Raw genomic sequence first — 24960 nt, 5'->3', positions numbered from 1 at the left:
TCGGGTGGTGAACTCCGGCAACATTTGCCGTAAGCCACAGTGTTCGCAACCATATTCGCAACGCTTGAGACACGCGACATGGCCACCCGGCCAGCGACACGCTGCAAAGCCCGCGATTATATCCATTTCCTCCAAAATGCCCACCATCCGTCCCAGTACCGACAGCGATATCCCTGCCATTACCGCCATTTACCAACACCACGTGCTCCACGGCACGGGCACCTTCGAGATCGATCCCCCGTCTGAAGCCGACATGGCGGGCCGCCGCGCCGACGTGCTGGCGCGTGGCCTGCCCTGGCTGGTGGCCGAGCAGGACGGGCAGGTGCTGGGGTTTGCCTACGCCAACTGGTTCAAGCCGCGCCCGGCCTACCGTTTTTCGGCCGAAGACTCGATTTACGTGGCCGACAGCGCCCGTGGCATGGGCCTGGGCCGCAAGCTGCTGGCCGAGCTGGCCGTGCAGGCCGAAGCCGTGGGCGTGCGCAAGCTGCTGGCGGTGATTGGCGACTCGGCCAACGCGGGCTCCATCGGGGTGCACCGGGCGCTGGGGTTCACTGATGTGGGCATCATGCGCTCAGTGGGCTGGAAGTTTGGCGCCTGGCGCGACATCGTGCTGATGGAGAAGACCCTGGGCGCGGGCGACACCACCTCCCCCGAATGACACGATGCCCCGCATGAAGAACAAGACCCTGGCGGCCTGGCTCGCTTTTCTAGGCGGGCCGCTGGGCCTGCACCGCTTCTACCTGCACGGCATGTGGGACCTGATTGGCTGGCTGCTGCCGCTGCCCACGGCACTGGGGGTCTACGGCATCCAGCGTGTGCAGCAGTTTGGCCAGGACGATCACACCAGCTGGATGCTGATCCCGCTGCTGGGCTTCACCATCGCGGGCTGCGCGCTGCAGGCCATCCTGTTTGCCCTGAAGACGCCCGAAGCCTGGAACGCCCGCTACAACCCCCACGCTGCGCCCGACGCAGCACCCGGCCGCACGGGCTGGATCACCATTGCCGCCATCGTGGCGTCGCTGATGATTGGCACGGCGGTGCTGATGGCTAGCATCGCGTTCAGCTTTCAGCGCTACTTCGAGCACCAGATCGAGGAGGCCCGCAAAATTTCCCAATGAAATCGGGGCCTTGCGCTTGATGGGCGAGCGCAATTAGCTATAAAAAATATAGCGACTGACAATTGGCAACCCACCATCCGCTGACTCCCAGCGGATGGTGGCGGGCCGTCAGAAGATCTGCAGGCTGATCCAGTAAGCCACTGCGGCCACAAACGCGCTGGCCGGGATGGTCAGAATCCACGCCCAGACGATGTTGCCCGCCACGCCCCAGCGCACGGCGCTGGCGCGCTGCGTGGAGCCCACGCCCACGATGGCGCCGGTGATGGTGTGGGTGGTGGACACCGGAATGCCCAGCGTGGTCGCCAAGAACAGCGTAAGCGCCCCGCCCGTTTCGGCGCAGAAACCCCCCACGGGCTTGAGCTTGGTGATCTTCTGGCCCATGGTCTTGACGATGCGCCAGCCGCCGAACATGGTGCCAAGGCCAATGGCCACGTAGCAGCTCACGATGGTCCAGGTGGGAGGCGAGGCTTCCGTGGCCGAGGTGTAGCCCGTGGCGATCAGCAGCAGCCAGATGATGCCGATGGTCTTTTGCGCATCATTCCCACCGTGGCCCAGGCTGTAGGCCCCGGCAGACACCAGCTGCAGGCGGCGGAACCACTTGTCCACCTTGCTCGGGCGCGTGCGCCGGAAGATATGCGCCACCGCCACCATCATGATGGAGCCCAGCATGAAGCCGAGCAGCGGCGAGACGAAGATGAAGGCCACCGTCTTGAGGATGCCGGTGGAGATCAGCGCGCCCGCACCGGCCTTGGCGATCACCGCACCCACGATACCGCCGATGAGCGCGTGCGACGAGCTGCTGGGGATGCCGTAGTACCAGGTGATCACGTTCCAGGTGATGGCGCCCACCAGGGCGCCAAACACCACATGGGTGTCCACGATGCCGGGCTGCACGATGCCCTTGCCCACCGTGGCCGCCACGCTCAGGTGGAACACGAAAATCGCGATGAAGTTGAAGAACGCCGCGAACAGCACCGCCTGCGCGGGCTTGAGCACGCCGGTGGAGACCACCGTGGCGATCGAATTGGCGGCGTCGTGGAACCCGTTCATGAAGTCGAACAGGAGCGCCAACGCCACGAGCAGAACCACAACCCACAGGGCCGTCTGTATGGTTTCCATGCTGGTCAGCCTGCGGGGTTCAGGAGTTTTCGAGGACGATGCCCTCGATGCAGTTGGCCACGTCCTCGCACTTGTCGGTGATCGTTTCCAGCAGCTCATAGATGGCCTTGAGCTTGATCACCTCGCGCACATCGGGCTCTTCGCGGAACAACTTGCTCATGGCGCTGCGCATCACGCGGTCGGCATCGGATTCGAGCTTGTCGATTTCCTCGCAGGTCTTGAGCGCGGCCTCGGCCACGGCCGGGTCGGCGATCTTGTCGAGCAGCTTCACGGCATCACGCAGGCGCTCGCAGCACTTGAGGCTCAGGTCCGTGAGGCGCGTGATCTCCTCCGTCATGTGGCGCACGTCGTACAGCGCCATGGTCTCGGCCGAGTCCTGGATCAGGTCGGCCACGTCATCCATGGTGTTGATCAGCGTGTGGATCTGCTCGCGGTCGATGGGGGTGATGAAGGTCTTGTGGATCGCCTTGTTCACCTCGTGGGTCACGCGGTCGGCGGCGCGCTCGGCGTTGTCCACATCCTGGTTGTACTTGTCGCGCAGGTGCGGATCACTGTAATTGGCCACCAGCTGCGAAAAGGCCCGTGCCGCCTCGACGATGCGGTCCGCATGCTGGTTGAACATTTCGAAAAAATTGCCTTCGCGTGGCAACAGCTTGGCAAACAGCATGGGAGAGGCTCCTGGAACGGGATCGAATTTTGAAAAAAGGCAAAGCCATGACAGAACCATGACTTTTTCGTGACCCGGGGAGTTTAACCGTCCACCCCCAACGGGCCGATGCCTGCGCAGCATGCGGTCATGCGCCGGGGCAAGCCCCTGGCGCGCGCGTGCGGCTCAGGCGCCGCGGAAGATGAAGTACACCGCACCGACCAGGCACAGCCCCGCCCAGAGGTAGTCCCATTTGAGCGGCTGGCCCATATAGAACACCGCAAACGGCACAAACACCCCCAGCGTGATCACCTCCTGCATGATCTTGAGCTGCCCCACGTTGAACTGCGTGTAGCCGATGCGGTTCGCAGGCACCTGCAGCAGGTACTCGAACAGCGCGATGCCCCAGCTCACCAGCGCGGCGGTGTACCAGGGCGAAGACGCCAGGCTCTTGAGGTGCCCATACCACGCAAAGGTCATGAAGACGTTGCTGGCAATGAGCAGCAACACGGTCTGGAGCGAAACGGGCAGGGATTGGAGGGTGGACATCGACGGCCTCGGCCAGGAGGGGCTGAACAAGGGCTGGATTATGAACAAAAATGGCACTCTGCGCGCGACAGGTAAGCGCTTTAAGCTATAAATTAAATAGCAAACATCTGCTTTCCTGCCTGCAGAGGCCAAAAAAAAGCACCGCCCGAGGGGGCAGTGCCTTGTTGTCTGCCCCAGTTCCTGCGCCCTTTGGCAGGCGGCAGGCGGGGCACATCGGGGCGAATGGTGCGGGTTACTCGCCCAGGTAGGCAGCACGCACCTTGGGGTCGTTCAGCAGCTGCTGGCCTGGGCCAGTCATGGTGATCAGGCCCGACTCCATCACGTAGCCACGGTCGGCAATGGCCAGCGCACGGCTCGCGTTCTGCTCCACCAGCACGATGGTCACGCCCAGGGCGTACACGTCGCGCACCACCTCGAAGATCTTGTCCACCATGATGGGCGACAGACCCATGGAGGGCTCATCCAGCAGCAGCACCTTGGGCTGGCTCATCAGCGCACGGCCCATGGCCAGCATCTGCTGTTCGCCACCGGACATGGTGCCCGCCAGCTGGTCCTTGCGCTCGCGCAGGCGCGGGAAGATGGTGAACATCTTCTCGATGTCGGCCAGGATGCCCGCCTTGTCCTTGCGGATGTAGGCGCCCATCTGCAGGTTTTCGGTGATGGTCATGCGCGCGAACACGCCACGGCCTTCCGGCACCATCACCAGACCTTCCTTGACCAGGTCCCAGGCGCCCTTGCCCTTGATGCTCTTGCCCAGGTATTCGATGTCGCCATCGTTCATGCCCAGGGTGCCAGTGATGGCCTTCATGGTGGTGGTCTTGCCCGCACCGTTGGAGCCGATCAGCGAGACCAGTTCGCCTTCGCGCACTTCGAAGTCCACGCCCTTGACGGCCTGGATACCGCCGTAGGCCACCTTCAGGCCCTTGACCTGCAGCAGTACCTTGTTGGATTTTTCGGCCATTCTCAATGTCCTCCGGTGCCCAGATAGGCCTCAATCACTTTTTCGTTCTTCTGCACTTCGGCAGGGTTGCCTTCGGCGATCTGCTTGCCGTAGTCGAGCACCGTCACACGGTCGCACAGGCCCATCACCAGCTTCACGTCGTGCTCGATGAGCAGGATGGTGCGGTTGTCGTTGCGGATGCGGTCGATCAGCTCGCGCAGCTGCACCTTCTCGGTGGCGTTCATGCCGGCGGCGGGCTCGTCCAGCGCAATGAGCTGCGGGTCGGTGGCCAGCGCACGGGCAATTTCGAGGCGACGCTGGTCGCCGTACGACAGCGTGCGCGCCTTGTAGTCGGCAAACTTGCCGATACCCACGTAGTCCAGCAGCTCCTGGGCACGCTTGGCAATCGCGGCTTCTTCTTCCTTGAAGCCCTTGGTGCGCAGCACCGCGCCCAGCAGGCCGGACTTGGTACGGATGTGGCGGCCCACCATCACGTTCTCGAGCGCCGTCATTTCGGCGAACAGGCGGATGTTCTGGAAGGTGCGCGCAATACCGGCCTTGGCCACTTCGTGCACTGCCGTCGGCTCGTAGGGCTTGCCGGCCAGCTCGAAGGTGCCCGCGTCGGGCGTGTACAGGCCGGTGATCACGTTGAAGAACGTGGTCTTGCCTGCGCCGTTGGGGCCGATCAGGCCATAGACCTGGCCGCGCTGGATGGTGATGCCCACGTCGGACAGGGCCTGCAGGCCGCCGAAGCGCTTGGAAATACCGGCGACCTTCAGCACCACTTCATTGGATTTCTCTGTCATTGCTAACTTTCGGTGGTGTTCTGCTTCAGGTCTTCTGCGTCAGGCTCTTGCCGTGCTCAGGCGACGGCCACAGGCCACGGGGGCGCAGCAGCATGATGATGATCATGGCCAGGGCGATCAGCAGCTGGCGCAGGATGGCGGAGTCCAGACGGCCGTCCGTCATGGCCTGCAGCGGGCCGGCCACGTAGCGCAGCACTTCGGGCAGGGCCGACAGCAGCACGGCACCCAGGATCACGCCGGGGATGTGGCCGATACCACCCAGCACCACCATGGCAACGATCATGACCGACTCCATCAGGCTGAAGGACTCGGGCGACACGAAGCCCTGAAAGGCGCCGAACATCGCACCCGACACACCACCAAACGAAGCGCCCATGCCAAAAGCCAGCAGCTTCATGTTGCGGGTGTTGATGCCCATGGCCTTGGCGGCGATTTCGTCTTCACGGATGGCCATCCAGGCGCGGCCGATGCGCGAATCCTGCAGGCGGTAGCAGATCACGATGGAGACCACCACCAGCACCAGGAACAGGTAGTAGTACAGGGTGACGGAGTTGATGTCGAAGCCGAACAGCTCCAGGCGCTTGCCCAGGTCCAGACCAAAGATCTTGACCGAGTCGATCTGGCCCAGGCCCTTGGGGCCGTTGGTCAGGTTGACGGGGTGGTCCAGGTTGTTCAGGAAGATGCGGATGATTTCGCCGAAGCCCAGCGTCACGATGGCGAGATAGTCCCCACGCAGCTTGAGCGTGGGCGCCCCGAGCAACGCCCCGAAGAACGCCGCCAGTAACGCCGCCACCGGTATCACGAGCCACAGCGAGGTGTGCAGCCCGTTGGGGAACATGGCGGCAAACGCCGCAAAGTTGTCCGCGAGGTGCGGCGAGGCCATCAAGGCAAACAGGTAGGCGCCCACGGCGTAGAACGCCACGTAGCCCAGGTCGAGCAGACCGGCGTAGCCGACCACGATGTTCAGGCCCAAGGCCAGCAGCACATACAGCAGGGCCAGGTCGGCAATGCGCACCCAAGCGTTGCCGAAGGATTGCAGGATCAGCGGCAGCACCAGCAGCGCGACGGCGCCGATGATCCAGTTGGTTTTGGTGTTCTTCATGGTGTGAGGCTCCTCAGGCGCGATCCGCCACACGCTCACCCAGCAGGCCCGAGGGGCGCAGCGTCAGGATGATGATGAGCACGATGAACGCAAAGATGTCGGTGTAGTGGCTGCCCAGCAGGCCGCCCGTGAGCGTGCCGATGTAGCCAGAGCCGATGGCTTCGATGAGGCCCAGCAAAATGCCGCCCACCACCGCGCCGGCCAGGTTGCCGATGCCGCCGAACACGGCCGCCGTGAAGGCCTTGAGGCCCGGCAGGAAGCCCATGGTGTGCTGGGCCGTACCGTAGTTGGACGCGTACATCATGCCGGCGATGGCCGCCAGAACGGCGCCGATGATGAAGGTGGCCGAGATCACCATGTCGGGCTTCACGCCCATAAGGGACGCCACGCGGGGGTTCTCTGCGGTGGCGCGCATGGCACGGCCGAGGTTGGTGTGGTTGACCAGATAGACCAGCGAGGCCAGGGCCACGGCCGTCACACCCAGGATCAGGATCTGCGTGGGGGTGATGAAAGCGCCACCGATCTGGAAAGGCGAGCTGGGCAGCAGCGTGGGATACGGCTTGTAGTTGGGCTTCCAGATGATCATCGCCAGCGTCTGCAGCAGGATCGACATGCCGATGGCGGTGATCAGGGGCGCCAGCCGCGGGCTGTTGCGCAGCGGCTTATAGGCAATTTTCTCGATCGTGAAGTTCAAGGTGGCAGCGACCACACACGCAATGATGGTGGCCAGCAGCAGGATCATCCAGCCCGGCGCGCCCGGCATGGCGGCCTGCATCATTCCAATACAGCTCCAGCTGGTCAGGGCGCCGATCATGAGCACCTCGCCGTGGGCAAAATTGATGAGTTGAATAATGCCGTACACCATGGTGTAGCCCAAGGCTATCAAGGCGTACATGCTGCCGAGTACCAGACCGTTGATGATCTGTTGCAGCAAAATGTCCATAAGAGAAGTCCTTCGTTTGTGACGCACCCACCGCTCAGGCACCGGAATCGGTACAGCCTTGTGGGCCCGACTGCCATCTAGCAAAAAACCCGCCAGGAGTACTACTGTGCGGGTTTGTGGACGGGATTGTAGCGAGTAGTCCTCTCCGTCCCCATCCGCGCCGGGCGGGGTTTTCCCTCGGGTTTTCGTCCCATCAGCGCGCCACGCACTGTATAAGGAAAAATGATCCACGCAGGATCATTGATGTGCAAACTTATTACCTACAGTATGCAGAATCAGCATAACGCGGCAAATGGGATCACAAGACGCTCTCTCTGAACCCCTGCTTTATTCGCCTTCGCCGGGGTCTGTACCCGCACCTGCCGACGCGTTGCGCGCACGCAGTTCACGCAATTTCTGTGCAATCTTGATTTCGAGCCCACGCTCCACCGGCTGGTAGAAACCGGGCTCCGGCATGCCCTCGGGCAGGTAGTTTTCGCCCGCGGCAAAGCCACCCTCCTCGTCGTGCGCGTAGCGGTAGCCCTTGCCGTAGTCGAGCTGCTTCATGAGCTGTGTTGGTGCGTTGCGCAGGTGCATGGGCACGGGCCGGGTGCCGTCCTGCTTCACCCACGCGCGCGCCGCGTTGTAGGCCTTGTAGACCGCGTTGGATTTGGGCGCCACGGCCAGGTACACCACACACTCGGCCAGCGCCAGCTCGCCCTCGGGGCTGCCCAGGCGCTCGTAGACCTCGCTCGCGTCCAGCGCCAGGCGCAGGGCGCGCGGGTCGGCCAGGCCAATGTCCTCGCTGGCCATGCGCACCAGGCGGCGGGCCATGTAGCGCGGGTCGGCACCGCCGTCCAGCATGCGCACCAGCCAGTACAGCGCGGCATCGGGGTCGGAGCCGCGCACGGACTTGTGCAGCGCGCTGATGGTGTCGTAGAACTGCTCGCCACCCTTGTCATAGCGGCGCATGCGCTCGCCCAGCACCTTGAGGAGCCACACGTCGGTGATCTCGGCAAGCCTTTCCTGCGCGGCCGCCATGGCCAGCGTTTCCAGTGTGTTGAGCAGGCGGCGCGCATCGCCGTCGGCATAGGCCACCAGGCGGTCAATTGCTACGTTTTCAATAGCTGGCAGCGCTTGTTCCGCCTGCGCCAGGGCCACAATTTGCTTCAAATCCTCTTCGGACAAGGGCTGCAGCACATAGACCGCCGCACGCGACAGCAGCGCGGAGTTGACCTCAAACGAAGGGTTCTCGGTCGTGGCACCGATGAAGGTGAACAGGCCCGACTCGACATGGGGCAGAAAGGCGTCCTGCTGGCTTTTGTTGAAGCGGTGCACCTCGTCCACAAACACGATCGTGCGCTGCTGCATCAGCCCGTCGCGCGCGGCCTGGGCCTGCTCCACGGCCTCGCGGATGTCCTTGACCCCGCCCAGCACGGCGCTGATGCTGATGAACTGGGCATCAAAGGCATCGGCCATGAGCCGTGCAATGGTGGTTTTGCCCACGCCCGGCGGGCCCCACAGGATGCAGCTGTGCGGGCGACCGGATTCAAACGCGAGCCTGAGCGGCATGCCCGGACCCAGCACATGCTGCTGGCCAATCACCTCGCCCAACGTGCGGGGCCGCAGGCGCTCGGCCAGGGGCTGGTGGGTCGAGGCCTGCGCCGCTGGGGAGGTGGAGGCACTGCGTGTGGCCATGGTGAAGTCGGTCCTGTCTACATCACGCTTATCGAGCAAAGGTGCTCTTTGCGCCTGACCAGCATGCGCTGGAAGCTATATTATTTATAGCAAATCACTGCTTCACCACATCCGCCCCGGCAGGCGGCTTGAACTGGAAGCTGCTGGCGGGCAGCGCTGCATTGGCCTGCATGCCGGTAAAGCGGATCAGCGAGCGCTGGCCAAAGCTGTCCAGGATGTCGAGCGCCGCCAGCTGTTCGCCCGCAAAACCCACGCGCACGCTCTTGAGCTGGCCGTCCTTGGCCTTGGGGCTGGCCAACACCCACTGCAGGCCATCGGCATCGGGGGCGGCCTCCAGCGTGAATTCGGCCTTGAGCGCCGACAGATCGGGCGCCGACGCCAGCAGCGCAGCGGGCGTACTGCCCAGCGCCTGCGACTGAGAGCGCTGCGTGACCTGATTCAAATCCACGTCATACAACCACAGCGTCTGGCCATCGGCCACGATGGTTTGCTCGAACGGCTTTTTGTAGACAAACTTGAAGCGCCCGGGGCGCTGGAATTCAAAGCTGCCGCTCGACTGTTTGGTGCGCGCAGCCTGCCCTTCTTTCGGGGGCGAGGTCACGGTCTGGGTGAAATCCGCCTTGCCCGTCTGCGTGCCCTTCATGAAGGATTCCAGGCTTTTCAGGCCGTCAGCGCTTGCTGCGCTTGCCGCAGCAGCTATCAAAATTGCAGTGGCGATCTTTTTCAACAGAAACTCCTGTGGGGTGCGGGCCGGGCGCGCAGCCCGGTCCATCATTCGCTGCGGTTAGGCACCAGCACTTCGCGCTGGCCGCTGGCGGTGAGGCCGCTGACCAAGCCAGCTTTCTCCATGTCTTCCAGCAGCCGCGCCGAGCGGTTGTAGCCAATGCGCAGCTTGCGCTGCACGTACGAGATGCTCGCCTTGCGGTCCTTGAGCACCACTTCGACGGCCTGGTCGTACATGGGGTCCTTCTCGCCCCCTTCGCCACCGCCGCCGTCCCCTGACAGATCGCCGTCGCCATCCACAGTTCCGCCTTCGAGCACACCCTCGATGTAGTCCGGCTCCCCTTGTTCCTTGAGGTAACTGACGACACGGTGCACTTCTTCGTCCGACACAAAGGCGCCATGCACCCGGATCGGCAGACCCGTGCCACTGGCCATATAGAGCATGTCGCCCATGCCCAGCAGGGCTTCGGCGCCCATCTGGTCGAGGATGGTGCGGCTGTCGATCTTGGAGCCCACCGAGAACGCGATGCGGGTGGGAATGTTGGCCTTGATCAGGCCGGTGATCACGTCCACGCTGGGGCGCTGCGTGGCCAGAATCAGGTGGATACCCGCAGCGCGCGCCTTCTGCGCCAGGCGGGCGATGAGTTCTTCGATCTTCTTGCCCACCACCATCATCAGGTCGGCCAGCTCGTCGATGATGACCACGATGTGCGGCAGGCGCTGCAGCGGCTCAGGCTCTTCGGGTGTGAGGCTGAAGGGGTTGTAGATGAACTCTTCCTTGGCCTTGGCCTCGTCGATCTTGGTGTTGTAGCCCGCGAGGTTGCGCACACCCAGCTTGGACATGAGCTTGTAGCGGCGCTCCATCTCGGCCACACACCAGTTCAGACCATGCGCCGCCTGCTTCATGTCGGTGACCACGGGCGCCAGCAGGTGCGGAATGCCTTCGTACACCGACATTTCCAGCATCTTGGGGTCGATCATCAACAGGCGCACATCGCGCGCCTCGGCCTTGTACAAGAGCGACAGGATCATCGCGTTGATGCCCACCGACTTGCCCGAGCCCGTGGTACCCGCCACCAGCACATGAGGCATCTTGGCCAGGTCGGCCACCACCGGGTTGCCCACGATGTCCTTGCCCAGGCCCATGGTGAGCATGCTCTTGGCCTCGTGGTAGACCTGCGAGCCGAGGATCTCGGACAGGCGAATGGACTGGCGCTTGGCATTGGGCAGCTCCAGCGCCATGTAGTTCTTGCCGGGGATGGTCTCCACCACGCGGATGGACACCAGGCTGAGCGAGCGCGCCAGGTCCTTGGCCAGGCCCACGATCTGCGAGCCCTTCACGCCGGTGGCGGGCTCGATCTCGTACCGCGTGATCACCGGGCCGGGCATGGCCGCGACCACGCGCACTTCCACGCCAAAGTCCTTGAGCTTTTTCTCGATGAGGCGGCTGGTCATCTCCAGCGTCTCGGGCGCCACGGTTTCCTGGCGCTGCTGCGGGCCATCGAGCAGGTCCACCAGGGGCAGCTTGCTGTCGGGCATCTCGGTGAACAGGGGCTTTTGCCGCTCTTTCACCACACGCGCGCTTTGGGGCACCTCCACCAACACGGGTTCGATGATCTGAATGGGTTCGGGGTGGTGCACCTCGCTCTCGGTGCGCTCCTCCAGCACCACCACTTCGCGCTCGCGCGCGGCCTTGCGGCCCACGGCCACATCCTTGGCCACCTCGCGTTTTGCCAGGCGAGACTGCACCAGCGCATCAATGCGCGCCCCCAGAAACTCCGCCACATGACCCCACGAAAAGCGGAACACCAGCGCCGCACCCAGCACGGCCAGCACAATGGCCAGCAGCCCCGAGCCGGTGAAACCCAGCCATTTCACGCTGGCGGGCCCCGTGAGGTACCCCAGCACACCACCGGCATGGCCCGGCAGGAAAGATTCAAAACGGTACAACCGCGACCACTCCAGGGCCGTGCTGGCACACAGCAACACCACTAGGCCCAGCCAGAACGTGGCCCGGCGCACCAGCGGGCTGGCCGCCCCGGCCACGGCTTCGCCCCCGCGCATCCAGCGCGCCAGCGAAGACAGCCAGGCGCGCACGCCCGCCGCTACACACAGCCACACCGAAAAGCCCATCGCAAAATAGCTGCCGTCAGCCAGCCAGGCCCCCAGCCGACCCGCCCAATTGGCCACCGCGCGCGCATCCCGCGCGCCCGAGGTGGACCAGGCCGCGTCCTGGGCCGAATAGCTGACCAGCGCCAGCAGCCAGAAAACCAGGGCCAGCAGGCCCACCAGCAGGCCAATCTCATGGCCAAAACGGGCCGCGCCCGTGCGGGGCGGCGACTTGGCCGCTGCCGATGCATTCAAGGTATTGAGGGAATAGGTCATAAGCGTGCCGGGCGAGCTTACCCCAAGCATCCCAGGACCGTGGGCTTGCCCCGCCGCAGGGCGGTACCGTCAGCCCAGCGCGTTCAGCCGGTCGCGCAGCAGCGTGGCGCCGCTCGGGAGCACTTCGATGAAGCCACGCTCTTCCAGGTCCTTCATCACGCGGCTGACCATCTCGCGCGAGGCGCCCACCATCTTGGCCAGGTCCTGGCGCGATATCTTGTCCTTGATCACCTGCTGGCCCTGGGCATCGGGCACGGCAAAGTCCAGCAGGGCATGGGCCACACGGCCGTACACATCCAGTAACGCCAGTGACTCAATCTTGCGATCGGCATGGCGCAGGCGCTTGACCAAGCCACGCATCACCACCAGCGACATGGAGGCGTTCTCGGTCAGGCAACGGGCGAACTCGGTGCGGCCCAGCATCAGCACGTCGGTCTGCACCTCGGCCCGCACCGTGGCCGAGTGGGGTTCGTTGTCGATGATGCTCATCTCGCCCAGGTAGTCGCCCTGCGCCAGGGTCGCCAGGATCACTTCGCGCCCCCGGCTGTCCGAGGTCATCACCCGGGCCCGGCCCGTGAGCAGAATGAACAGGGCATTGGATTTCTGCCCCTGCTCCACCAGGGCCTCGCCACGCTTGAAACGGCGCTTGATCACCGCGCCGCTGATCACCTCGGCCTGCGCCACCGTCAGCAGCGAGAACAAGGGCACCCGGCGCAGCAGGTCCAGGTTGGACAACATCGTGGACATGCAGACATCTCCTTTCAGGGGTGCGGCTCAACCGGCGCCGCAACGGGTTATCAATCGCTTCTTACAATCGCCGTGATTGAAAAACGGGCTGCGTGCAGCCGCATCCGCCGGTTGATACTCGGCGACTCAACCCCCAGCTTTCCCAACAGCGCCCCGTGTAGCGGGCGCAAAACACAGGCTTTTACCATGTCCACCACCCAACACGCGAAAGTTCTGATTCTCGGCTCGGGCCCTGCGGGCTACACGGCGGCGGTCTATGCCGCCCGCGCCAACCTGAACCCGGTGCTCATCACCGGCATGGCCCAGGGCGGCCAGCTGATGACCACGACCGAGGTGGACAACTGGCCTGCCGACGTGCACGGCGTGCAGGGCCCTGACCTCATGCAGCGCTTTCTGGAGCACGCCGAGCGCTTCAAGACGCAAATCATCTTCGACCACATCAACAAGGTCGATTTCAGCAAGCGCCCCTTTACCCTCACCGGCGACAGCGGCACCTACACCTGTGACGCGCTGATCCTGGCAACGGGCGCATCGGCCAAATACCTGGGCCTGCCTTCGGAAGAAGCCTTCATGGGCAAGGGCGTGTCGGGCTGCGCCACCTGCGACGGTTTCTTCTATCGCGAGCAGGACGTGTGCGTGGTCGGCGGTGGCAACACCGCCGTGGAAGAAGCTCTTTACCTGTCGAACATTGCCCGCAAGGTCACGCTGGTGCACCGCCGCGACAAGTTCAAGGCCGAGCCCATCCTGGTGGACAAGCTGCATGAGAAGGTCGCTGCGGGCAAGATCGAGCTCAAGCTGTTCAACACGCTGGACGAAGTGCTGGGCGACAACACTGGGGTGACCGGTATCCGCATCAAGAGCACCAAGGATGGCAGCACGGAAGACATCAAGCTGCAAGGCTGCTTCATCGCCATCGGCCATGCCCCCAACACCGAGATCTTCCAGGGCCAGCTGGAGATGGAGAACGGCTACATCATCACCCAGGGTGGACTCAAGGGTTTTGCCACCCAGACCAGCGTGCCCGGCGTGTTTGCCGCTGGCGATGTGCAGGACCATGTGTACCGCCAGGCCATCACCAGCGCAGGCACGGGCTGCATGGCCGCGCTGGACGCGCAGCGCTTCCTCGAACAAGAAGCTTGATCAAAAACTGGGCAACAGGCTATAATCTGCGGCTTTGCTGAATTCGGCCCGTTTTTTGCGGCACCTGAAACCAAGCAAATCGGGTTACCGCCACCCTTTCTGGCGAGGTGAGGCCGCAAGCCAACCCGGGAAATTGATCCCGGGGCCCAGCAAACGGCCGTTAAAAGTATCGGAGTGTCCTCATGGCACGCGTCTGCGACGTAACGGGCAAGAAGCCCATGACCGGGAACAATGTTTCCCACGCCAATAACAAAACCAAGCGCCGGTTCCTGCCGAACCTGCAATACCGCCGTTTCTGGGTCGAGAGCGAAAACCGCTGGGTTCGCCTGCGTGTTTCGAGCGCTGCCCTGCGTTTGATCGACAAGAACGGTATCGACTCGGTGCTCGCAGACCTGCGTGCCCGTGGCCAGGCTTAAGGAGTAGCACCATGGCAAGCAAAGGCGGACGCGACAAGATCAAGCTGGTGTCCTCGGCGGACACCGGTCACTTCTACACCACCACCAAGAACAAGAAGACGATGCCTGAAAAGATGTCGATCATGAAGTTCGACCCCAAGGCTCGCAAGCACGTCGAGTACAAGGAAGCCAAGCTGAAGTAATTCGGCGCCGCTCCCTCAAAAAGCCGCCCTCCAGGGCGGTTTTTTTATGCCTGCGGCACAACGGACCGCCAAAAGGCGGACGACCTCAGCGGCCTCAGGCCACCTTGCGCGGCACAGGCAGCTCCGCCATCTGGGCAGCCAGCAAGCCACCCAGGGTGCGGTAGCCCGCCTCCACCTCGGCGGTGAACTGCATGCCGCAACTCAGCCGCAGGAAATGCTCATACCGCCCCGTGTTGGAGAACATGGGGCCCGGGGCCACACGGATGCCGTTCTGCAACGCTTCGTCGTACAAGCGTGTCGAGGAAATGCCGACAGGCAGCTCCAGCCACAGGCTCAACCCACCCGGCGGCAAGCTCAGGCGCGTGCCCGCGGGGAAGTAGCGCGCCACGGCCCGCGCCGCCTGTTCGCGCTGGATGCGCAGTTGCGCCCGCATGCGGCGCATGTGGCGCTCGTAGGCTGGGGAATCCACGCTGCGCGCGGCCAGCAGCTGCGACCAGGTCTGCATGTTGCGCGTGCGCGCGAACTTGATCATCTGCACCCGCGCCTGCCAGCGGCCGGCACTCATCCAGCCCTGGCGCAGGCCAGGCGCAAAGCTCTTGCTGAGCGATGCACAGTAAATCACCTGGCCCGCATCGCCCGGGCGGTCCCAGGCCTTGGCAGGGCGCAGCACGCGGGGAGACTCCACAAACTCCCGGTAGATATCGTCCTCGATGAGCGCCAGCCCGTGCTCCACACACAGGGCCACCAGGCGTTCCTTGTGGGCGTCCGGCATCACGCTGCCCAGGGGCATCTGCAGGTGGGGCACCACCACCACCCCCCGGAGCCGGGGCTCATTGCGTGCGGCCAGTTCCAGCGCCTCCAGCGACATGCCGGTGTGTGGACTGCTCGGAATCTCCAGCGCACGCAGCCCCCGCACCTCGATGGCCTGCAGGATGCCAAAAAACGTGGGCGATTCCACGGCAATCACATCGCCCGGCTCGGCCACCGCATCCAGTGCAAGGTTCACAGCTTCAGAGTTGCCATGTGTCGCGCCAATGTCGGCAGGCGCCACGCACACGCCAAAGGTGAGCGCATGGCGCGCCATGGCCTGCTGGAACTCCGGGTGCGTGGTCGGCGCCGAGGGGCCATACACCAGGATATCGGGCTGCTCCCGCAGCAGGCCATGGGCCAGCCGGTTGAGCGCGGCCGCATCGAACAGACTGGGCGCAGGCATGGCGCTGCCCAGGTCCAGCGGCAAAGGGCCGGCCCGGCGCGCCTTCTCCAGAAAGCCTGAAATACGCTCGTTGATGCCAGCGAAGACACGCGGATCCTGGGCCAGGGGCTCATGCAGGTCGGGCTCGCGCGCCCCGGGCAGCGCCACGCCACCCAGCTCCCGCACAAAGTAACCCACCCGTTCCCGGGCCTCCACACACCCCTGGGATTCAAGCTGGCGCAGCACCTGGAGCGCCGTCGTCAGGCTCACCTGGTGCCGCTGGCACAGCTCGCGCACCGAAGGCATGCGCATGCCGGGTGTGAGGCTGCCTGCGGCGATCGCCTGCTCGTACAAGGCCGCCAGCTGGCGGTAGATCGGGACTTCCCGGGGCTCGGAGGAATGTGACATGGCGTGGTGCGCAGCCGTGGGACGGGCTCGGCAGCGGCTCCGTGCATCGTGCCTGAACACCGCTGGCGGGTACAGATACAGGAAAGGGGATCAAGGACCATAACAGCATTCAAGAAATCAACACTGTTCTACCCTTCTGCGCCGGTGCGTGTACCTGTTGAACCGAAGCGGCTTTTCCTACGCTATGGCCCTCACTGCAGCCTTTCCTTTGTTCACCCGGAGCCCCTGCACCATGTCCCTGCACACCAGCACGCCCCCCTTCACCCAGCATCTCACCCCCGGCCAGGGGATCTGGATTTGCCTGGCCCCTGGCAGCACACTGCGCACCACGCGGGGTGATGTGGCTGTCCACTGGCCCCCTCAAGCCTGCGGACAAGGATTGCAGACACCACCTCCCACCTGGCTGGAGGCCGGGCAGCATCTGCCGTGGAACGGGCAGGCGCAGGCCGTCTGGCTTCGGCTGCACAACCCCCGGCAACACCCCGCCGAAATCCAGCTCACGGAAGCCGCGCCTGCGCCAGGGCTATGGCAGCAGATCTGGCGCGGCCTGCGCACCACCCTCCAAAGCCCTCGGAAAGCCGCCAAGGGCTCAGGCCATGGCGGCGCCTTGCACGCTGCGCGGTAAACAAGAACCCAAAAATGAAAAAGCCTTGCCAAGCGGCAAGGCTTTTGTGTGGTCAGGGCAAACCGCTTCAGGCCTGCGCCGCCCGCAGCCGCAGCGAGAACTCGCGCAGTGCGGAAATCCCGCTTTCTTCCGCCCGGCGGCACCAGGCTTGCAGGTCGGCCGTGAGCTGCTCACGCGATTGCGAGGTGTTCAGCCACAGCTGGCGCAGTTCTTCGCGCATGGTCACCATCTTGTCGAGCGCAGGGTGCGCCGCGCGGGCCTGGGCCAGTTGTGGCAGCGCGATGGCCGGGATTTTTTCGGCATCGCGGGGCAGCCAGCGCTTGGCAGCCTTCAGCACCGAGACATCCGCCTGGCGTGCCTTGAGCGCAGCAATCTCTTCCTTGCACGCCTGGCGTACCCCTCGGGCATAACCGGCCATGACCTCATAGCGGTTGGCGATCAAGGCCTCCAGGGTTTTCTCATCGGCCACGGCTTTCACATCACCCAGCTGCAGCTTGGGCGGCACCTTCTTGACCGTGGCCCAACCCACCTTTTTCATCAGGCTGATGTAGACCCAGCCAATGTCGAACTCATAGGGCTTGACCGAGAACTTGGCCGACGTGGGGTAGGTGTGGTGGTTGTTGTGCAGTTCTTCACCGCCAATGATGACGCCCCAGGGCGAGAGGTTGGTGCTGGCGTCCTGCGCCTCGAAGTTGCGGTAGCCCCAGTAGTGGCCCACGCCGTTGACCACACCGGCTGCCCAGAACGGAATCCAGAGCATCTGCACCGCCCACACAGCAGCGCCGATGGCGCCGAACAGGGCCAGATCGAGCACCAGCATCAGGCCCACGCCCTGCCAGCCGAAGCGGGTGTACACATTGCGCTCCATCCAGTCATCCGGTGTGCCATGACCGAACTTCTTGATGGTTTCCATGTTCTTGGACTCGGCACGGTACAGCTCGGCACCACGCCACATCACGGTATCCAGGCCACGCGTCTGCGGGCTGTGGGGGTCGTCCACGGTTTCACACTTGGCGTGGTGCTTGCGGTGGATGGCCACCCATTCCTTGGTGACCATGCCCGTGCCGATCCACAGCCAGAAGCGGAAGAAGTGCGAAGGAATGGCGTGCAGGTCGAGCGCGCGGTGCGCCTGAGCGCGGTGCAGAAAAATCGTGACCGCCGCAATGGTGATGTGGGTCGTCGCCAGGGTGTACAGCACGATTTGCCACCAGGCCAGGTTCCACAACCCATGACCCAGCCAGTCAATGGCAGCGTTCAGCACAGCCCAATCGGGTAACAGCATATTCAACAAAAGCCTTACTACAAAGAGCCCGCTCACCAGCGAAGCAGGTCGCCCATTTTAAAGTGACACCCCTTTGAAAAACCGGGGACATCCATAGGATTTACGCTGATTTAGAGGGCATTCTCAGCGCATCTGTCGCCAACTGGTCATATCCCCAAGTTGGTGCAGACGAGCTGTCCCTCAGCGCTTGCGGGTCCAGACGGCTGCGAAGAAACCGTCGGTCTGGTGCAAATGGGGCCACAGGCGCAGATAACCACTGCCGGATGCGCCTCCACTGCACAGCCCCTGGGCACCTTCAACCTTGAGCTGCGCCAGCAGTTCACCCGCATCGACCAGCTCAAAATCCGGGTGTGCGGCGCTGAAGGCTTCGGCGATCGCCTCGTTCTCCTCGGGCAGGATGCTGCAGGTGGCATACACCAGCCGCCCGCCCGGCTTGAGCAGGCGCGCCGCGCTGGCCAGTATCGAGGCCTGCTTGGCGGTCAGCTCCTCCACCGCCTTGGGGGTTTGGCGCCATTTGAGGTCGGGGTTGCGGCGCAGCGTGCCCAGGCCGGAGCACGGCGCATCCACCAGCACGCGGTCGATCTTGCCGGCCAGGCGCTTGACGCGCTCATCGCGCTCGTGCGCGATCGCAGCCGGGTGCACGTTCGAGAGGCCACTGCGCGCCAAGCGGGGCTTGAGCGCGTCCAGCCGGTGGCCCGACACGTCAAAGGCATACAGCCGCCCCGTATTGCGCATGCTGGCGCCAATGGCCAGCGTCTTGCCACCTGCACCAGCGCAAAAATCCACCACCATCTCGCCCCGTTTGGCATCGAGCAGCAGGGCCAGCAGCTGCGAGCCTTCGTCCTGCACCTCGATGGCCCCGCGCGTGAACGCATCCAGCTTGGTCAATGCGGGCTTGTCGTCAATGCGCAGGCCCCAGGGCGAATACGGCGTGGGCTGGGCCTTGATGCCGGCCTTGGCCAGCTCTTTTTGCACATCGGCGCGCTTGTCCTTGAGCGCATTGACGCGCAGGTCCAGCGGCGCGCTCTGGGCCAGGCTGCCCACCAAGGGCCAAAAGCCAGCGCCCAGCTGGTCCTTGAGGGGCTTGACCAGCCATTCGGGCAGGTTGTGGCGGTGGCGCTCCATCAGGTCATCCACCGTCACGGCATCGCACTGGTCCAGCCAGTTCTTTTCCTGCTCGGTCAGCGCTGCCTTGAGGAAATCGCGCGGCCCATGAAAGCCCAGGATGGCCAGGCGCCGCTCCTTGGGGCCCGAGCCCGAGGGCGCCATGTGGTCAAACAGCAGCTTCTTGCGCAGCACGGTGTAGACCGTTTCGGCCAGCGTTGCGCGCTCGCGGGGCCCCAGGCCCCGGTTGTCACGGAAAAAACGCGACACCACCGCATCGGCGGGGTGTTCAAACGTGAGGGTGAGCCTGACCAGTTCGGCGCAGGCGTCGAGAAGAACTTTGGGATGCATCCCCCGATTGTCCCATTCCCCGCCGTGTTGACTGCCTCCGACGTCCCGGCCCAGTGCCCGGCAAGGAGGGAGATGACAACGCTGCTGTGTGCGGGGCTTCTACGTCAACGGGTGTAGATGGGCTCGAACGCCGAGCGCTGGATCTCCTGCAGCGTCGGCGATTCGCCTGCCCACAGCACCAGTGCGGGGCCGGGCAGGCTCAGGTTGCGTTCCAGCGCACGGCACAGGTGGTAGCGGCTTTCGTCGTCCATGCCCGGCAGTTCCACAAACACCAGGTAGGCCCTGCGCTGTGGGTGTTCGCGCAGGTTCTTGCGCACCAGCCAGCAGCGGGCCAGGGGGGCGCAGCGGGCCAGTTCCGACTGCAGTTCGGCCAGCTCGAAAGAACTCAGGTCATTGCGCGTGGTCTGGCTGAAGAACGAGGTGCCCGACAGCTCCTCCCAGGCACGCTCTTCCGACTCCTGGGCGCGTTCCAGGCGCTTGCGCCACTGCTTGAAGGCGGCGGCGTCGTGGTCCAGTCCCAGGCGTGGGGTTTCCAGCTCGGCCAGCGCCGTGCGTGCGGCCCAATAGCGGTCACTGCTGCCGGCTTCCCACACCCGGTTCAACAGCTGCAGCTTGGCTTCGCGGTCGCCTTCGGGCAGGCAAGGCACCAGCCCGCGCAGCGCGGCCGGGTAATCGGTGCTGCGCTCCAGCGCCAGTTCGTACAGGGCACGCACTTCGGCATGCGGGTCCAGGTGGCGCTTCAGGCGCGCCAGCTCCACCAGATCAGCGGCACTGCTCTGCGCCGTGGAGGCACCCAGTGCCTCGGCGCGGGCACGCACGCGCCCCAGCCAGGCGTGGTGTTGCTTCCACTCGGTGGCGTTGTCGCGGCACCATTGCTTGTCGAAATGCGTCACCCAGCGTTTGGCGTCGGGGCCCAGCAGGGCCAGGGCATTCCCACGCGACCAGTCCGGCACGGTGGGCGTCGCATCCAGCGCCTCGATGCGGTCGCGCAGGCCGGGGTGGGTGTCGTCCACGCTGCTCAGGCGCTTGAGGGCCTGGCGCAACGCATCGTTGGCAAACACGGCGTCGGGGGCCTTGGCCAGCTGGCGACGCATGCTGCGGTAGGGGCCCACCGGCACCGGGTTGTCGGCCGCCACACACCAGTGGTTGCCCCAGAACTCCGCCTGCAGCCAGGAGCCCCGGATCTCGATCTCGGCCAGCGCAGCGGCTGTCACATCGCGGCCCAGCAGCTTGCCCGCGATGCGGTCGGCCTCGTATTCGTCCTGGCGGGCCAACGCAAAGGTCTTGGCAGAAAAGCGCGGAAAGTACCAGCGCATGAAGGCCTGGGTGGCAGCCGCCACCGGGCCTTCGTCGTCCGCCAGGCTGTGGTTCAGGCGCATCCACGACAGGCGCGTCCGGTAGATCCAGGCGGCAAACCGGCCGTGGTCGCCGCGCAGATGCCCATATTCATGGGCCAGCACGGCCAGGAAACGCGGCCGGTCCAGCGCCATCAACAGGGGCAGGCCGATGCTCAGGTGGTTGACGGCGCCGCCCAGCAGGCCAAAACGCGGCAGTTGCTGGATGCTGGCGTTGAATTCGTCGGTGAGCGTGACCTTGTGGATGGGCGGCCCCTTGATCTTGCGGCGGATGCGCGCCAGAGCCTCGAACAGGTCAGGAGCGTCCAGCGCCGTGATCTCCACCCCGGCAGGCTCATCAAACCGCACCCACAGGGCCCGCAGGCTGACCCAGAGCAGCCCACCCGCCCCGAGCAGCGCCCAAACCAACGCCAAACGAAAGCGGCCGTGCAGCAGCTGCGGCACCACCCACATCAAAATACCCACGGCCAACGCCAGGCACCCCAGCACCCACGCGTAGCCCAGCGCCGCAAACGCCGCCACACTGCGGCGGTACGCTCGGCTGTTGTCGGCACTGGCATGCTCGCTCATGCGCACCAGATGCACAAAATCTGCCTGATCCACGGACGTCCCTCACTCTTGCTTGATTTTTATCAGCCGCCATCCTAACCACTTGAGCCCCCGCCCCACCACCATGACCGACGACGACCTGCCCGCACTCATCCGCACGCCCCCGGGGCTGTACCGCCACTACAAGGGCATGCTTTACGAGGTGATCGACACCGTGCGCCACAGCGAGACGCTGGAGCCCATGACGCTGTACCGCGCGCTGTATGGCCAGCGCGGCCTGTGGGTGCGCCCCGCCGCCATGTTTGAAGAGCAGATGCTCATCGATGGCGTGCTGCGGCCCCGTTTTGAGAAATGCGACGACGCCGCCGAAGCGGGCTGAGACCAGCCCTCTTCAAGCCGCCTTGCGCGGAAAGGTGGCCGCCGCCACCAGCCCGCCACCTGCGGCATTGCGCAACACCAGCTGCCCGCCATGGCGGCGCGCAATATCGCTGGCAATGGTGAGCCCCAGCCCCGCTCCGCCGCTCTGGCGGTTGCGCGAGGCCTCGACACGGTAGAACGGCTCCATGACGCGCTCCAGTTCCTCCGGCGGCAAACCGGGGCCATGGTCGCGCACCTCGACGGTCAGCGCATCGGCCGCATCGTGCAGCGTGATCTCCGCACTGCCGCCGTAGCGGATCGCGTTGCCCACCAGGTTGTCCAGGCAGCGCCTCAGCGCCACGGCCTGTGCACGCAGCGGGGCCGCCTGCCCGGCCACCGAGACCCGGTGGCCCAGGGCCAGCTGGTCGTCGGCCAGGCTGTCGGCCAGCGCCCGCACATCCAGCAGCGCCCAGGCCTCGGCGCCCGCCACGCCGCGCAGGTAGTCCAGCGTGGAGGTGATCATGGCGTCCATCTCGGCAATGTCGCGGCGAAACAGCTGCTGCGCACGGGCATCGCCCAGGCTTTCGGTGCGCAGGCGCAGCCGGGTCAGCGGTGTGCGCAGGTCGTGCGACACCGCCGCCACAAACCGGTCGCGCTCGGCCAGTTGCTGGCGGATGCGCGCCTGCATCTGGTTGAACACCCGGCTGGCGTCGCGGCACTCCAGCGTGCCGTCCTCGGGCAGCGGGGGGCGGTTGATGTCGCGGCCCAGCTGCTGCGCGGCCGTGGCCAGCCGGTGCATGGGGCGCGACAGCCAGCGTGCCGCCCACCAGGCCACGGCCACCAGCGCGGCCAGGCGCACGCCGATGTCGAGCAGCAGGCCTAGCTGCAGCGACGGCGGCGCATTCCAGAAACCGGGCCGTTCGCCATGGGGCGGCTGGTCCGGGGGTGGCAGGGGGCGTCCCTCGGCCACACCCCAATGCGGTGGCGGGCCCGGCGGGCGTTCGGGGTGTGCCGGGCGCAGTTCAAACATGAGCGTGAGCGCCAGCACATGGCTCGCGATCACCGTCACGATGAGCAGCAGCGCGAGCCGTCCAAACAAGGTGTTTGGCAACCAGCGCTGCAGCGCCACACGCCCGCGTGCCGCCATCCATGAGGCCATCAGTGGGGCCACCCCACCTGCCCCTGCAGCGACTGCACGTTGAACAGATAGCCCGCGCCACGCACGGTGCGGATCATCGAGGGCGAACGCGGGTCGTCCGACAGCTTGCTGCGCAGGCGCGAGACCAGCAGGTCGATGCTGCGCTCGAACGCATCCATGGCCCGGCCCCGGGCCTGCTCCATGAGCTGGTCGCGGCTGAAGACGCGGCGTGGCATGCGCAAAAAGGTGCAGAGCAGGCGGAATTCGGCGTTGGACAGCGGCACCACCACGCCCTGGGGGGACACCAGGTGCCGCTCGATGCTGTGCAGCGTCCAGCCGTCAAAACGCACCACCTCGTCCGGCCCCTGCCGGGCCGGAGCCGTGTCGCCCGCGACGCGGCGCAGCACGGTCTGGATGCGGGCCACCAGCTCGCGCGGCTCGAAGGGTTTGCCCATGTAGTCGTCGGCCCCCATTTCCAGGCCCAGCACACAGTCATAGGGGTTGGCGCGGGCGGTGAGCATGATGATCGGCACCCGGGAGCGCTCGCGCAGCTCCCGCGCCAGGGTGATGCCGTCGGTGCCGGGCAGCATCACGTCCAGCACCACCAGGCCGATGGGGTGCGCGGCCATCTGGGCCCGCATCGACAGCGCATCACCCGCTGCGTGGGCGGCATAGCCAAAGCGGGCGAGGTATTCGGTGAGCAATGTGGTGATCTCCACATCGTCGTCCACCACCAGGATGTGTTGCATGGGCGGGCACAGGCGCAAAAACGCCTCCAAAAGATCGTCCCAAGTTTAGGCAGCCGCCCCCGCGCCCTCTGGGCAATCTGGCGGGCATTTGCCCCCCTGTTCGGAGCTTGCAGGCGCCCTTTGTACCGGCCTTGGTACAAAGCAGACAAACCCCGGAGACATGCCCGCCCAAGAATGGACGCGGGCCATGGCTGAGGGCTTCCGCTGTGGGGGACCAGGCACCGACCCGCCTTTGGAAGAAAGGAACAACGATGACGACCATCAGTAGCGTCAGCAGTGCCTGGTCCAGTGCCAGCGTGCAGCGGGCATCGCGCCCGCCGCCCTCGCCAGAGCGGCTGCTGTCCAAAATCGATGCCGACGGCAGCGGCGGCGTGAGCGACACCGAACTCCAGGGCCTGCTGGACGATGTGGCCAAAAAGACCGGCATGAGCAGCCAGGCCAGCGCGGCCGACCTGGTCAAGCAGTACGACGCCAACGGCGATGGCAGCCTCAATGCCGACGAGCTGGGCAAGACGATGCAAAACGTGCTGCCCCCGCCCCCCTCGACCATGGCGTTTGCCCAGTCGCGCAGCGGGGACAGCAGCACCAGCGCGGCCGCCACCGGCGAGGCAGGTGACGACCTGTTTGGCAAGGTGGACAGCGACGGTGATGGCAGCGTGAGCCAAACCGAGCTGCAGGCCCTGCTGGAAGCCATGTCCGGCGGCACGGCCAGCAAGACGGGCGTGAGCAGCGACGAAATCTTCAGCCAGCTGGACGCGGATGGCGACGGCAGCCTGAGCGAAGCCGAATTCGACGCGGGCCGCCCTTCGGGCGTGGGGGGAGAAGCAGGAGGCATGCAGGCCATGGGCGGCATGCCGCCGCCTCCCGGGGGGCCGGGTGGTGCTGGGGGCAGCAACTCGGCCGCCAGCTACGACCCGCTGGACACCAACGAGGACGGCACGGTCTCGGCCGCCGAGCGCTTGGCAGGCAGCACCAGCAGCGTGGCGCAGGACGCAATCACCGCGCTGTTCAACGCCATCGACACCGATGGCGACGCCAGCATCAGCACCAGCGAGTCCCAGGCCTTCATCGACCAGCTGACCCGCCAGGCCCAGTCAGCGACCACCGGCAGCGAATCCGGCGGCCGCACCGACCTGGCGCGGCTGGCCGACTTTGCGCGGCAGCAGTACGCGCTGGCCGCCAATGGCTGGAGCGCCGCATCGTCCAGCACCAGCAGCCTGAGCGCGGTGGCCTGACGCGGCCGGGGAGACACGCGCAGCCCCTGGAAGGGGGCGGACGGAGCCTCTTCCAGCCCCTTGGCACGCGCAGTGCGATTCGCCCGTCAGTTGACGAGCTGCGCGCGCCAGTGGGTTTCAGG

Annotated in this window: 25 protein-coding genes; 8 read left to right on the top strand and 17 right to left on the bottom strand. The window is 65.1% G+C overall.

From position 1 onward, the window contains the following. Positions 1-136: 136 nt before the first annotated feature. Positions 137-658 carry an N-acetyltransferase family protein gene (locus ACTPOI_RS24715; RefSeq protein WP_440114013.1) on the top strand — a complete coding sequence of 174 codons (522 nt, stop codon included), beginning with the start codon at positions 137-139 and terminating at the stop codon, positions 656-658. Positions 659-671: 13 nt separating this feature from the next. Next, positions 672-1118, top strand: coding sequence for a TM2 domain-containing protein (locus ACTPOI_RS24710; RefSeq protein WP_063461303.1), 447 nt, complete (start codon positions 672-674; stop codon positions 1116-1118). 108 nt (positions 1119-1226) lie between these two features. Here ACTPOI_RS24710 and ACTPOI_RS24705 read toward each other — a convergent pair whose 3' ends face one another. The 11 genes from ACTPOI_RS24705 to ACTPOI_RS24655 form a co-directional block, all read right to left on the bottom strand. Further along, on the bottom strand, positions 1227-2237 hold the full coding sequence (locus ACTPOI_RS24705) for an inorganic phosphate transporter (protein ID WP_094285395.1): 1011 nt from the start codon (positions 2235-2237) through the stop codon (positions 1227-1229). 19 nt (positions 2238-2256) lie between these two features. After that, the gene (locus ACTPOI_RS24700; protein WP_055403060.1) at positions 2257-2904 is read right to left on the bottom strand and encodes a DUF47 domain-containing protein; all 648 of its coding nucleotides are present in this window, start codon (positions 2902-2904) and stop codon (positions 2257-2259) included. A 165-nt stretch (positions 2905-3069) separates the two neighbouring features. Then, positions 3070-3432: a DMT family protein gene (locus ACTPOI_RS24695; protein ID WP_094285394.1), complete on the bottom strand. Its 363-nt coding sequence runs from the start codon at positions 3430-3432 to the stop codon at positions 3070-3072. 232 nt (positions 3433-3664) lie between these two features. Beyond that, complete coding sequence (locus ACTPOI_RS24690) at positions 3665-4393, bottom strand: ABC transporter ATP-binding protein (protein ID WP_094285393.1); 729 nt, start codon at positions 4391-4393, stop codon at positions 3665-3667. Between the two features lie 2 nt (positions 4394-4395). Then, positions 4396-5178, bottom strand: a complete 783-nt coding sequence (locus tag ACTPOI_RS24685; protein WP_015013097.1) for an ABC transporter ATP-binding protein — start codon at positions 5176-5178, stop codon at positions 4396-4398. A gap of 25 nt (positions 5179-5203) precedes the next feature. Continuing rightward, a complete protein-coding gene (locus ACTPOI_RS24680) occupies positions 5204-6280 on the bottom strand; it encodes an ABC transporter permease subunit (protein WP_094285859.1) in 1077 nt (358 codons plus the stop codon). 13 nt (positions 6281-6293) lie between these two features. Then, complete coding sequence (locus ACTPOI_RS24675; protein ID WP_094285392.1) at positions 6294-7223, bottom strand: branched-chain amino acid ABC transporter permease; 930 nt, start codon at positions 7221-7223, stop codon at positions 6294-6296. Positions 7224-7550: 327 nt separating this feature from the next. Next, positions 7551-8900 carry a replication-associated recombination protein A gene (locus tag ACTPOI_RS24670; RefSeq protein ID WP_440114004.1) on the bottom strand — a complete coding sequence of 450 codons (1350 nt, stop codon included), beginning with the start codon at positions 8898-8900 and terminating at the stop codon, positions 7551-7553. A gap of 94 nt (positions 8901-8994) precedes the next feature. After that, on the bottom strand, positions 8995-9627 hold the full coding sequence (gene lolA / locus ACTPOI_RS24665; RefSeq protein WP_440114001.1) for an outer membrane lipoprotein chaperone LolA: 633 nt from the start codon (positions 9625-9627) through the stop codon (positions 8995-8997). A gap of 44 nt (positions 9628-9671) precedes the next feature. Beyond that, entirely contained in the window at positions 9672-12008 is a 2337-nt protein-coding gene (locus ACTPOI_RS24660) for a DNA translocase FtsK (protein WP_440113998.1), read from the bottom strand. Positions 12009-12077: 69 nt separating this feature from the next. Further along, positions 12078-12755 carry a Crp/Fnr family transcriptional regulator gene (locus ACTPOI_RS24655; protein ID WP_063461312.1) on the bottom strand — a complete coding sequence of 226 codons (678 nt, stop codon included), beginning with the start codon at positions 12753-12755 and terminating at the stop codon, positions 12078-12080. A 186-nt stretch (positions 12756-12941) separates the two neighbouring features. Between ACTPOI_RS24655 and trxB the strand changes: the two genes are divergently transcribed. The 3 genes from trxB (at position 12942) to rpmG (ending at position 14493) form a co-directional block, all read left to right on the top strand. Further along, the gene (gene trxB / locus ACTPOI_RS24650) at positions 12942-13895 is read left to right on the top strand and encodes a thioredoxin-disulfide reductase (RefSeq protein ID WP_063461313.1); all 954 of its coding nucleotides are present in this window, start codon (positions 12942-12944) and stop codon (positions 13893-13895) included. A 182-nt stretch (positions 13896-14077) separates the two neighbouring features. Beyond that, positions 14078-14311, top strand: a complete 234-nt coding sequence (gene rpmB, locus ACTPOI_RS24645) for a 50S ribosomal protein L28 (protein ID WP_015013086.1) — start codon at positions 14078-14080, stop codon at positions 14309-14311. Positions 14312-14322: 11 nt separating this feature from the next. Continuing rightward, positions 14323-14493: a 50S ribosomal protein L33 gene (rpmG, locus tag ACTPOI_RS24640; RefSeq protein WP_063461314.1), complete on the top strand. Its 171-nt coding sequence runs from the start codon at positions 14323-14325 to the stop codon at positions 14491-14493. A 94-nt stretch (positions 14494-14587) separates the two neighbouring features. Here the strand turns inward: rpmG and ACTPOI_RS24635 are convergent, their stop codons facing one another. Then, the gene (locus ACTPOI_RS24635) at positions 14588-16093 is read right to left on the bottom strand and encodes a PLP-dependent aminotransferase family protein (RefSeq protein ID WP_440113993.1); all 1506 of its coding nucleotides are present in this window, start codon (positions 16091-16093) and stop codon (positions 14588-14590) included. Positions 16094-16325: 232 nt separating this feature from the next. On the opposite strand from ACTPOI_RS24635, the gene ACTPOI_RS24630 reads away from it, so the two are divergent. Then, a complete protein-coding gene (locus tag ACTPOI_RS24630) occupies positions 16326-16718 on the top strand; it encodes a hypothetical protein (RefSeq protein WP_440113990.1) in 393 nt (130 codons plus the stop codon). A gap of 67 nt (positions 16719-16785) precedes the next feature. On the opposite strand, the gene ACTPOI_RS24625 is transcribed toward ACTPOI_RS24630, so the two are convergent. The 3 genes from ACTPOI_RS24625 to ACTPOI_RS24615 form a co-directional block, all read right to left on the bottom strand. Further along, a complete protein-coding gene (locus tag ACTPOI_RS24625) occupies positions 16786-18000 on the bottom strand; it encodes a DesA family fatty acid desaturase (protein ID WP_094285386.1) in 1215 nt (404 codons plus the stop codon). Between the two features lie 180 nt (positions 18001-18180). Continuing rightward, a complete protein-coding gene (locus ACTPOI_RS24620; protein WP_440113987.1) occupies positions 18181-19455 on the bottom strand; it encodes an RsmB/NOP family class I SAM-dependent RNA methyltransferase in 1275 nt (424 codons plus the stop codon). Between the two features lie 104 nt (positions 19456-19559). Beyond that, complete coding sequence (locus tag ACTPOI_RS24615) at positions 19560-21413, bottom strand: M48 family metalloprotease (RefSeq protein WP_440113984.1); 1854 nt, start codon at positions 21411-21413, stop codon at positions 19560-19562. Between the two features lie 70 nt (positions 21414-21483). On the opposite strand from ACTPOI_RS24615, the gene ACTPOI_RS24610 reads away from it, so the two are divergent. Beyond that, positions 21484-21738, top strand: coding sequence for a DUF1653 domain-containing protein (locus tag ACTPOI_RS24610; protein WP_440113981.1), 255 nt, complete (start codon positions 21484-21486; stop codon positions 21736-21738). Between the two features lie 12 nt (positions 21739-21750). Here ACTPOI_RS24610 and ACTPOI_RS24605 read toward each other — a convergent pair whose 3' ends face one another. Further along, the gene (locus ACTPOI_RS24605) at positions 21751-22875 is read right to left on the bottom strand and encodes an ATP-binding protein (RefSeq protein WP_440113979.1); all 1125 of its coding nucleotides are present in this window, start codon (positions 22873-22875) and stop codon (positions 21751-21753) included. Continuing rightward, positions 22875-23603 (bottom strand): response regulator, encoded by a 729-nt coding sequence (locus ACTPOI_RS24600; RefSeq protein WP_094285382.1) that lies wholly within the window; start codon positions 23601-23603, stop codon positions 22875-22877. Before ACTPOI_RS24600 ends, ACTPOI_RS24605 begins: the two co-directional genes overlap by 1 nt. 251 nt (positions 23604-23854) lie before the next feature. On the opposite strand from ACTPOI_RS24600, the gene xopAW reads away from it, so the two are divergent. Beyond that, entirely contained in the window at positions 23855-24838 is a 984-nt protein-coding gene (gene xopAW, locus ACTPOI_RS24595) for a XopAW family type III secretion system calcium-binding effector (protein WP_440113976.1), read from the top strand. The last annotated feature ends 122 nt before the right edge of the window (positions 24839-24960 follow it).

This window comes from Acidovorax sp. BL-A-41-H1, assembly GCF_051942715.1.
Note: the sequence above shows the minus strand (reverse complement) of the source record. Positions and strands in the feature narration are given on the sequence as shown.

What these genes read in the sequence shown, in the direction of transcription:
- ACTPOI_RS24715 (WP_440114013.1), top strand. Translation starts at nt 137, where the DNA reads ATGCCCACCATCCGTCCCAGTACCGACAGCGATATCCCTGCCATTACC.
- ACTPOI_RS24710 (WP_063461303.1), top strand. Translation starts at nt 672, where the DNA reads ATGAAGAACAAGACCCTGGCGGCCTGGCTCGCTTTTCTAGGCGGGCCG.
- ACTPOI_RS24705 (WP_094285395.1), bottom strand. Translation starts at nt 2,237, where the DNA reads ATGGAAACCATACAGACGGCCCTGTGGGTTGTGGTTCTGCTCGTGGCG.
- ACTPOI_RS24700 (WP_055403060.1), bottom strand. Translation starts at nt 2,904, where the DNA reads ATGCTGTTTGCCAAGCTGTTGCCACGCGAAGGCAATTTTTTCGAAATG.
- ACTPOI_RS24695 (WP_094285394.1), bottom strand. Translation starts at nt 3,432, where the DNA reads ATGTCCACCCTCCAATCCCTGCCCGTTTCGCTCCAGACCGTGTTGCTG.
- ACTPOI_RS24690 (WP_094285393.1), bottom strand. Translation starts at nt 4,393, where the DNA reads ATGGCCGAAAAATCCAACAAGGTACTGCTGCAGGTCAAGGGCCTGAAG.
- ACTPOI_RS24685 (WP_015013097.1), bottom strand. Translation starts at nt 5,178, where the DNA reads ATGACAGAGAAATCCAATGAAGTGGTGCTGAAGGTCGCCGGTATTTCC.
- ACTPOI_RS24680 (WP_094285859.1), bottom strand. Translation starts at nt 6,280, where the DNA reads ATGAAGAACACCAAAACCAACTGGATCATCGGCGCCGTCGCGCTGCTG.
- ACTPOI_RS24675 (WP_094285392.1), bottom strand. Translation starts at nt 7,223, where the DNA reads ATGGACATTTTGCTGCAACAGATCATCAACGGTCTGGTACTCGGCAGC.
- ACTPOI_RS24670 (WP_440114004.1), bottom strand. Translation starts at nt 8,900, where the DNA reads ATGGCCACACGCAGTGCCTCCACCTCCCCAGCGGCGCAGGCCTCGACC.
- ACTPOI_RS24660 (WP_440113998.1), bottom strand. Translation starts at nt 12,008, where the DNA reads ATGACCTATTCCCTCAATACCTTGAATGCATCGGCAGCGGCCAAGTCG.
- ACTPOI_RS24655 (WP_063461312.1), bottom strand. Translation starts at nt 12,755, where the DNA reads ATGTCCACGATGTTGTCCAACCTGGACCTGCTGCGCCGGGTGCCCTTG.
- trxB (WP_063461313.1), top strand. Translation starts at nt 12,942, where the DNA reads ATGTCCACCACCCAACACGCGAAAGTTCTGATTCTCGGCTCGGGCCCT.
- rpmB (WP_015013086.1), top strand. Translation starts at nt 14,078, where the DNA reads ATGGCACGCGTCTGCGACGTAACGGGCAAGAAGCCCATGACCGGGAAC.
- rpmG (WP_063461314.1), top strand. Translation starts at nt 14,323, where the DNA reads ATGGCAAGCAAAGGCGGACGCGACAAGATCAAGCTGGTGTCCTCGGCG.
- ACTPOI_RS24635 (WP_440113993.1), bottom strand. Translation starts at nt 16,093, where the DNA reads ATGTCACATTCCTCCGAGCCCCGGGAAGTCCCGATCTACCGCCAGCTG.
- ACTPOI_RS24630 (WP_440113990.1), top strand. Translation starts at nt 16,326, where the DNA reads ATGTCCCTGCACACCAGCACGCCCCCCTTCACCCAGCATCTCACCCCC.
- ACTPOI_RS24625 (WP_094285386.1), bottom strand. Translation starts at nt 18,000, where the DNA reads ATGCTGTTACCCGATTGGGCTGTGCTGAACGCTGCCATTGACTGGCTG.
- ACTPOI_RS24620 (WP_440113987.1), bottom strand. Translation starts at nt 19,455, where the DNA reads ATGCATCCCAAAGTTCTTCTCGACGCCTGCGCCGAACTGGTCAGGCTC.
- ACTPOI_RS24610 (WP_440113981.1), top strand. Translation starts at nt 21,484, where the DNA reads ATGACCGACGACGACCTGCCCGCACTCATCCGCACGCCCCCGGGGCTG.
- ACTPOI_RS24605 (WP_440113979.1), bottom strand. Translation starts at nt 22,875, where the DNA reads ATGGCCTCATGGATGGCGGCACGCGGGCGTGTGGCGCTGCAGCGCTGG.
- ACTPOI_RS24600 (WP_094285382.1), bottom strand. Translation starts at nt 23,603, where the DNA reads ATGCAACACATCCTGGTGGTGGACGACGATGTGGAGATCACCACATTG.
- xopAW (WP_440113976.1), top strand. Translation starts at nt 23,855, where the DNA reads ATGACGACCATCAGTAGCGTCAGCAGTGCCTGGTCCAGTGCCAGCGTG.